This window comes from Actinomycetota bacterium (assembly GCA_018830725.1).
In the GTDB taxonomy this organism is placed as follows: domain Bacteria; phylum Actinomycetota; class Humimicrobiia; order JAHJRV01; family JAHJRV01; genus JAHJRV01.
This window is the reverse complement of sequence record JAHJRV010000114.1, coordinates 1-6,209: the sequence shown is the minus strand read 5'-3', so window position 1 is coordinate 6,209 and position 6,209 is coordinate 1. Positions and strand designations below refer to the sequence as shown.

7 protein-coding genes and 1 tRNA gene are annotated in these 6,209 nt (G+C 28.1%); all 8 read left to right on the top strand.

Going from position 1 to position 6,209, the window contains the following annotated elements; all coding sequences use genetic code 11:
* Positions 1 to 81 (top strand): GTP-binding protein (locus KKC53_05620; GenBank protein MBU2598630.1); only part of this gene is annotated, 81 nt, incomplete at its 5' end.
* A 119-nt stretch (positions 82 to 200) separates the two neighbouring features.
* Positions 201 to 279, top strand: a tRNA-Pro gene (locus tag KKC53_05615).
* Positions 280 to 372: 93 nt separating this feature from the next.
* A complete protein-coding gene (gene pgsA / locus KKC53_05610; GenBank protein MBU2598629.1) occupies positions 373 to 891 on the top strand; it encodes a CDP-diacylglycerol--glycerol-3-phosphate 3-phosphatidyltransferase in 519 nt (172 codons plus the stop codon).
* 41 nt (positions 892 to 932) lie between these two features.
* Positions 933 to 2,711 carry a VanW family protein gene (locus KKC53_05605; GenBank protein ID MBU2598628.1) on the top strand — a complete coding sequence of 593 codons (1,779 nt, stop codon included), beginning with the start codon at positions 933 to 935 and terminating at the stop codon, positions 2,709 to 2,711.
* 113 nt (positions 2,712 to 2,824) lie between these two features.
* Complete coding sequence (locus tag KKC53_05600) at positions 2,825 to 3,307, top strand: FHA domain-containing protein (protein ID MBU2598627.1); 483 nt, start codon at positions 2,825 to 2,827, stop codon at positions 3,305 to 3,307.
* Between the two features lie 26 nt (positions 3,308 to 3,333).
* A complete protein-coding gene (locus KKC53_05595; GenBank protein MBU2598626.1) occupies positions 3,334 to 4,077 on the top strand; it encodes a MerR family transcriptional regulator in 744 nt (247 codons plus the stop codon).
* Positions 4,078 to 4,101: 24 nt separating this feature from the next.
* Complete coding sequence (locus KKC53_05590) at positions 4,102 to 5,415, top strand: D-alanyl-D-alanine carboxypeptidase (protein MBU2598625.1); 1,314 nt, start codon at positions 4,102 to 4,104, stop codon at positions 5,413 to 5,415.
* A 1-nt stretch (position 5,416) separates the two neighbouring features.
* Positions 5,417 to 6,097, top strand: coding sequence for a phosphoribosyltransferase (locus KKC53_05585; protein MBU2598624.1), 681 nt, complete (start codon positions 5,417 to 5,419; stop codon positions 6,095 to 6,097).
* Positions 6,098 to 6,209 lie beyond the last annotated feature (112 nt).

The window sequence follows — 6,209 nt, the reverse complement described above, 5'->3', positions numbered from 1 at the left end:
AGATTTTTGCAGAAAAAAATAAGAGAAGAGTTTGGTTTTGAAGGGACACCTATAAGGATATTATTTAGAACAAAAACTTAAAAGATAAATAGTAATATTCTTTGATTCAATAAATACAGATCTTAAATGTTATAATATTTATTACTATATATATGAAGTTAAGTTTAAAATTTATCATTTCTTGTATGTTGCTAAAAGGTCGGGACGTGGCGCAGTTTGGTTTAGCGCGCCAGTATGGGGTACTGGAGGTCGGCGGTTCGAATCCGCCCGTCCCGACCAAATATATATGATAGTTACTTGGAAAGCCAACATATTTGATTAAAAAAACATGTTATATATTTGATCAAAAAAATATACACAAAAGATTGTAAAATGGGTAAAAAATTTATACCAAATATAATTAGTTTATTTAGAATAGCATTAATACCATTAATAATTTTTTTTATATTCAATTTAGAGCCTAAATCATCTATCTGGGCATTCCTTCTATTTACATTAGCTGCTTTAACTGATTTATTGGATGGATTAATTGCAAGAATGACTGAATCAATAACTGAGTTTGGAAAAATACTTGACCCTTTTGCTGATAGGTTATTAATCATATCTATTCTTATAAGTTTATTTATAAATAAGAGAGTTCCTCTAATTGGAGTATCAATTGTAGTTATTAGAGATATTATGATGGTAATTGGTTATATAATTTTAAGAAAAGGCAATAAATATTTAAAAGTTTCTACACTTGGGAAAGTTGCTACTTTTATATTAATGATTTCGATAGCAATTTTGTTATTAAGATTACCTCCTTATGACATATATCTATTTTTTATTGGTTGTTGTCTTTCATTATTATCCGGTATAGACTATTTTGTAAAATTCATTAAATTACTTTAGAAAATAATTAAAAACTTATGTTAAATTTTTAGATAATTAATATGAAGAAATTTATAAATTTCCTAAAAATAACTGCTTATTTTATATCCTCAATAATTATATTTTTGTGCTTAGTTATCGCTCTTGAATATTCTATATCTCTTGGTAAGACTCATAGTTTTGTGAAAGTTAAACATAAAGATATAGGTCTATTGCAAAAAGACGAAGCAAAAGAAATATTCAAAAGTATAGAATTTGATACGTTAAATAATAATATAAGATTTGAATTTGATGATAATAGCTGGGAAATAGGTGCAAAAGACCTTGATTTAAAGTTTGACATGGATAAAACATATGAAAATGCTTTTAAATTGGGTAGAAGCGGTAATTTCTATAAAGATATTATTGAAAGAATGAATTTATGGATGAGGGGAATAAATATTCCAATTGAGTGTAAAATAAGTGAAAATTTAACTTCAAAATTCATTAATGATATTGAATTAGAGATTAAGAAAGAACCAATTTCCTCAGATGTAATCATAAAAAATCTTCAGGTTGTAATCACTCCTAGCCAGATAGGTTTGAAATTAAACCAGAAATTAATAAAGGATTTTATTGAGAATTCATTAGTTCATGATAATGGTGGAACCTTTGATTTACCCGTTATTTATATAGAACCTTTACTTGATGAAAATAAATTAGAAAATGTAAAGGATGAAGCAGAAATTATTATAAGCAATCCTATTACTATAAAACTACCTGAAGATAGTTATGAATTGGATAGAAAAAAAATCGCAAATATTGTGGAATTTAAGAAATTAATAATTAAAGAGAATGGCAAGGAAAAATTAGTTGTAGATGTTTTATTTAATAATAAATTAATTAAATATTTAATAAACTCAATATCTTATAAGATTGAGCGTGTACCCATAGATGCAAGATTTATTGTTGATGGTGAACAAGTAATAATTGAACCAAGCGTAGATGGGAAGAAATTAATTAGAAATGAATTCCTCTCTCAATTCAAAGAAACTGCTCATAGAAAAGAGAGTAGAATTTTTGAAGCTCCAATTCTGATATTAAAACCAAAATTAACTACTGAAAAAGCTGACTCTATGGGTATAAAAGAGTTAGTTTCAACACACACTGAATATTTTTCTTCTAAGGCATTAAATAGAGTTCATAATATAAGATTAATAACATCAATGTTGGATGAAATTCTAATTGCACCACATGAAATTTTTTTGTTTAACAAAACAACTGGTCAAAGAACAAAAGAAAAGGGATTTTTAGAAGCACCAACTATTATTCAAGGAGAACTTGTAGACACTTTTGGTGGAGGAGTCTGCAATGTTTCAACAACGATATTTAATACAGCATTTTTGGGAGGATATAAAATTATAGAAAGAAATCCACATCAATGGTATATAAGTAGATATCCACCAGGGAGAGATTCTACAGTAAGCTGGGGTGTGCAAGATTTTAAATTTGAGAATGATACTGACTATTGGATATTGATAAAAGGAGATTCTACAAAATCTTCCTGCACATTATCTTTTTTTAGTACAAATTTTGGAAGAGAAGTTGAAATTATAACTACACCTTTTAGCAACTTTAAAGATTATAAAGTGAAATATAAACCTGACCCAGAAGTTGAAGAGGGAACTGAGGTTGTGGATTCGGAAGGTGTTGATGGAAGAGATGTTACAGTTACTAGAATCATTTCAAAAGATGGAGAAGTTTTAGGCAATGAAAAGATTTTTACCAGGTATTATCCTAAAAATAAAATTATTTTATTAAATCCAAAAGATTATCATAAACTTGTTTCACAAAATCAATAAAAAAATAACAATTCAAAACTTTTTTATAATAATGTCTTTTAATTGTTTTAATTAAATGATAGAATAAACCCTAAATGATTGATTTATAGATTTAAAGGGCAAGGAGAAAAGTATTGATAATTTGTGAAAGATGCATAAGAGAAAATAAAGATGATGCTATTTATTGCCAATACTGTGGATCACAATTACAGAAAGAAGTTGAAGAGAATATAACAAGAACCTTTGCTTCTATTATTATAGAAGATGAAAAGGGAAAAAGAGCGCTTTCGAGAAAAGAATTAAAAAATCTAAGAAAGAGCTTAAATTTTCCAATGTTGATAGTTATAAAAGGTCCGAATTCAGGAGCTCGATATCTGATTGATAAAAATATTATTTCTATTGGTAGAAATATAAATAGCGATATTTTTTTAGATGATATAACAATTTCAAGAAATCATGTAAAAATAATTAATGACCAGGGATTATATACAATAATAGATTTAGAAAGCACAAATGGTACTTATATTAATGGAAGCAGAGAAAAGAAAAAAATATTAAAAAATAATGATGAGATTCAGATTGGAAGAATAAAAATGGTATTTCTTTCACCACTTTAAATAACTTATAAGAATGGGGGTGTAATATGACATCTGAAAAAAGAGATTACATTACAGTGGGCGAGGTAGTCGAAAGTTTAAAAGAAGAATTTGATGACATTTCAATAAGTAAGATACGCTTTTTTGACAAAGTGGGTTTAATCTCCCCAGAAAGAACTGAAGGTGGATATCGAAAATTCTATCCTAAAGATGTAGAAAGAATGAGGACAATACTAAAATTACAAAAGCAATATTATCTTCCACTTGGAGTTATTAAATCTAAATTGGTAGAATTAGAACAATCTCCACTCCAGCTATTTGAGGAACTTGTAGAGGAGATGGGTGAGAAAATCCATAAAGAAGAACTATTTGAGGAAAAACTTATAACAAATAAGGAATTAGAAAATGCAGTTCGGGTAAATTCTGAGATAATAGATGAGATGGAAAGCTATAATTTGATCAGTCCACGTAAAACTGAAGATGGAGTGAGATATGGTAATAATGATGTGAAAATAGCACGAATTATTAATGAATTTTCTAACTACGGAATATATCCAAGACATCTAAAAATTTATCAAAATTTTGCAAATAGGGAAGCTACTTTTATTGAGCAGATCGTTATGCCATTAATAAGGTCACATGATTTAGAAATGAGAAAAATAGCTATTCAAAAAATAGCTGATTTAGAAGAGCTAACATTAAGACTGAGACACTTGCTACTAAAAAATAGCTTAAAAACATTTTTAGATGAAAACTTACCTCATCGTGACAAAGAATCTACTCAAGAGTAATAGAGAAAGTAGTGTCAATTGAGAATGATTAAAGATTCTTGTTTGCTGATTAAAAAATTTAAAAGGGAAATTGCACTTTTTTTAATCCTCATTTTTGTATCTATTGCTTTTCCCATAAACTATAAAATAGATACTGCAATAGGTCAGGAAAAATATCCAATTTTTTCGGAAACTGGATATCTTGTCACTTCATCAAAATCTGCAATTTTAATAGATGCACATTCAGGAAGAGTTTTATGGGAAAAAAATCCTCATAAAAAGCAATCACCTGCAAGCATTACAAAGATCATGACTGCAATAATAGCAATTGAAAATGGAGATTTGAAAGATAAAGTGGTAGTTTCCGAAGAAGCAACTTTAGTTGGAGAATCAGAAGTTTGGCTTGAAGAAGGTGAAATAATTACATTTGAAAACCTAATTTATTCTGCATTACTTTTTTCAGCAAATGATGCATGTCATGCTATAGCAGAACATATTGGTGGTTCAGTAGAAGAGTTTATAGATATTATGAACAAAAAAGCCAAAGAGATAGGAGCAATTAATACCTCCTTTATAAATCCACATGGTTTAGATGATAAAGAAAATGGAGATGGTAACATTTCTACAGCTTATGATATTGCACAAATAGCTAGATATTGCATGAAAAACCCAAAATTTGCACAGATAGTAAATACAAGAATGAAAGTAATGCCTGGTCCACCAAGTTCTGATGAAAAAAGATATGTTACAAATAGAAACAAATTTTTAAACAAATATCAATATGCTAATGGAATTAAAACTGGATACACAATTAAAGCTGGAGTGTGTTTAGTTGCTTCTGCGAAAAAGGATGATATTAATTTAATTGGTGTTGTATTAGATAGTGAACCTGGATATAGAGATCAAGATATGATAAACATTTTTGAATATGGATTCTCTAAATACAAAAAAATAGATACCAAAGTTACAGACCCTTTCCCCAATCTAATAATTGAAAATGAAGGTATTTATAAGGAGATAGAGGTCAATCCTATTGAAAAAACAGAGGTTCTATTAAGTAGCGAAGAGGAAATGAAATTGCAAACAAAAATTGAGATTGATGATACATTTAATTTACCTATAAAAGGAGGAGAGAAGGTAGGACATTTAAATATTTTTTTAGGAAATGACGAATTGTTAAAGCTTGATATTTCTTCCAAGAATGATGTAGACATTAAAAGTAATAAAGTCAATCTCTCTGAAATCACGTTATCATTATGGAAACATTATTTTAAAATCTTAATTATAATTTTCGTTTTTATATTAGTTTTATTAAGCTTTAAAAAAGTTATAAATCTTAAGAAAGTTCATAGAAGGTAAAATGATATTTTCAAATAGGGAAGAGGCTGGGAAAATCCTCGGGGCAAAAGTTAAAGAAAAAGGCTATGGGAAAGATAGCCTTGTTTTAGGTGTACCAAGAGGTGGAGTTGTTGTAGCAAAAGAGGTTGCAAAAATTCTGAAATGTGAACTCGATATAATAATTCCAAGAAAATTAAGATCTCCGTTTAATCCTGAACTTGCGTTTGGTGCAATCTCAGATGATGATTCTTTAGTAATAGATGAGTCCTTAGTATCTTTATTAAATATATCTCAGGAATTTATTGAACAGGAAAAAAAGACACAACTGGAGGAAATCAAGAGAAGAAGAAAAAAATATAATATGGATAAATTACTTCCAGATATGAAAGGGAAAACAGTCATATTAGTTGATGATGGAATAGCAACAGGTGCTACTATGAAAGCTGGTGTTATTTCTGTTAAAAAAAAGAAGCCAGAAAAGATTATAGTTGCTATTCCTGTAGCTTCTCCACAATCAGTTGAAGAACTGAAAGAAATAACTGATGAGGTTATCTGTTTATATGCACCTTCTTATTTTGCTGCAGTTGGACAATTTTACACAGAATTTTCACAAACCTCAGATGATGAAGTTATGGAAATACTTAAAAAAATATCAAAGAGGAAATGGGAGAAATTTATCAAAAATAATAAACAAAAAATCTAAATAAAAGAAAGTGAGACGATATTGGAAAATATATGTGAAAAAATATTAGTAAGAAATAAAATTAAAATTATTTTAATTATTACTCTTTTATCATTTATTTTAATATCTTCTT

Bases quoted from the DNA above. Each gene is read 5' to 3' on its own strand.
- pgsA (MBU2598629.1), top strand. From the start codon at position 373: ATGGGTAAAAAATTTATACCAAATATAATTAGTTTATTTAGAATAGCA.
- KKC53_05605 (MBU2598628.1), top strand. From the start codon at position 933: ATGAAGAAATTTATAAATTTCCTAAAAATAACTGCTTATTTTATATCC.
- KKC53_05595 (MBU2598626.1), top strand. From the start codon at position 3,334: ATGACATCTGAAAAAAGAGATTACATTACAGTGGGCGAGGTAGTCGAA.
- KKC53_05590 (MBU2598625.1), top strand. From the start codon at position 4,102: ATGATTAAAGATTCTTGTTTGCTGATTAAAAAATTTAAAAGGGAAATT.
- KKC53_05585 (MBU2598624.1), top strand. From the start codon at position 5,417: ATGATATTTTCAAATAGGGAAGAGGCTGGGAAAATCCTCGGGGCAAAA.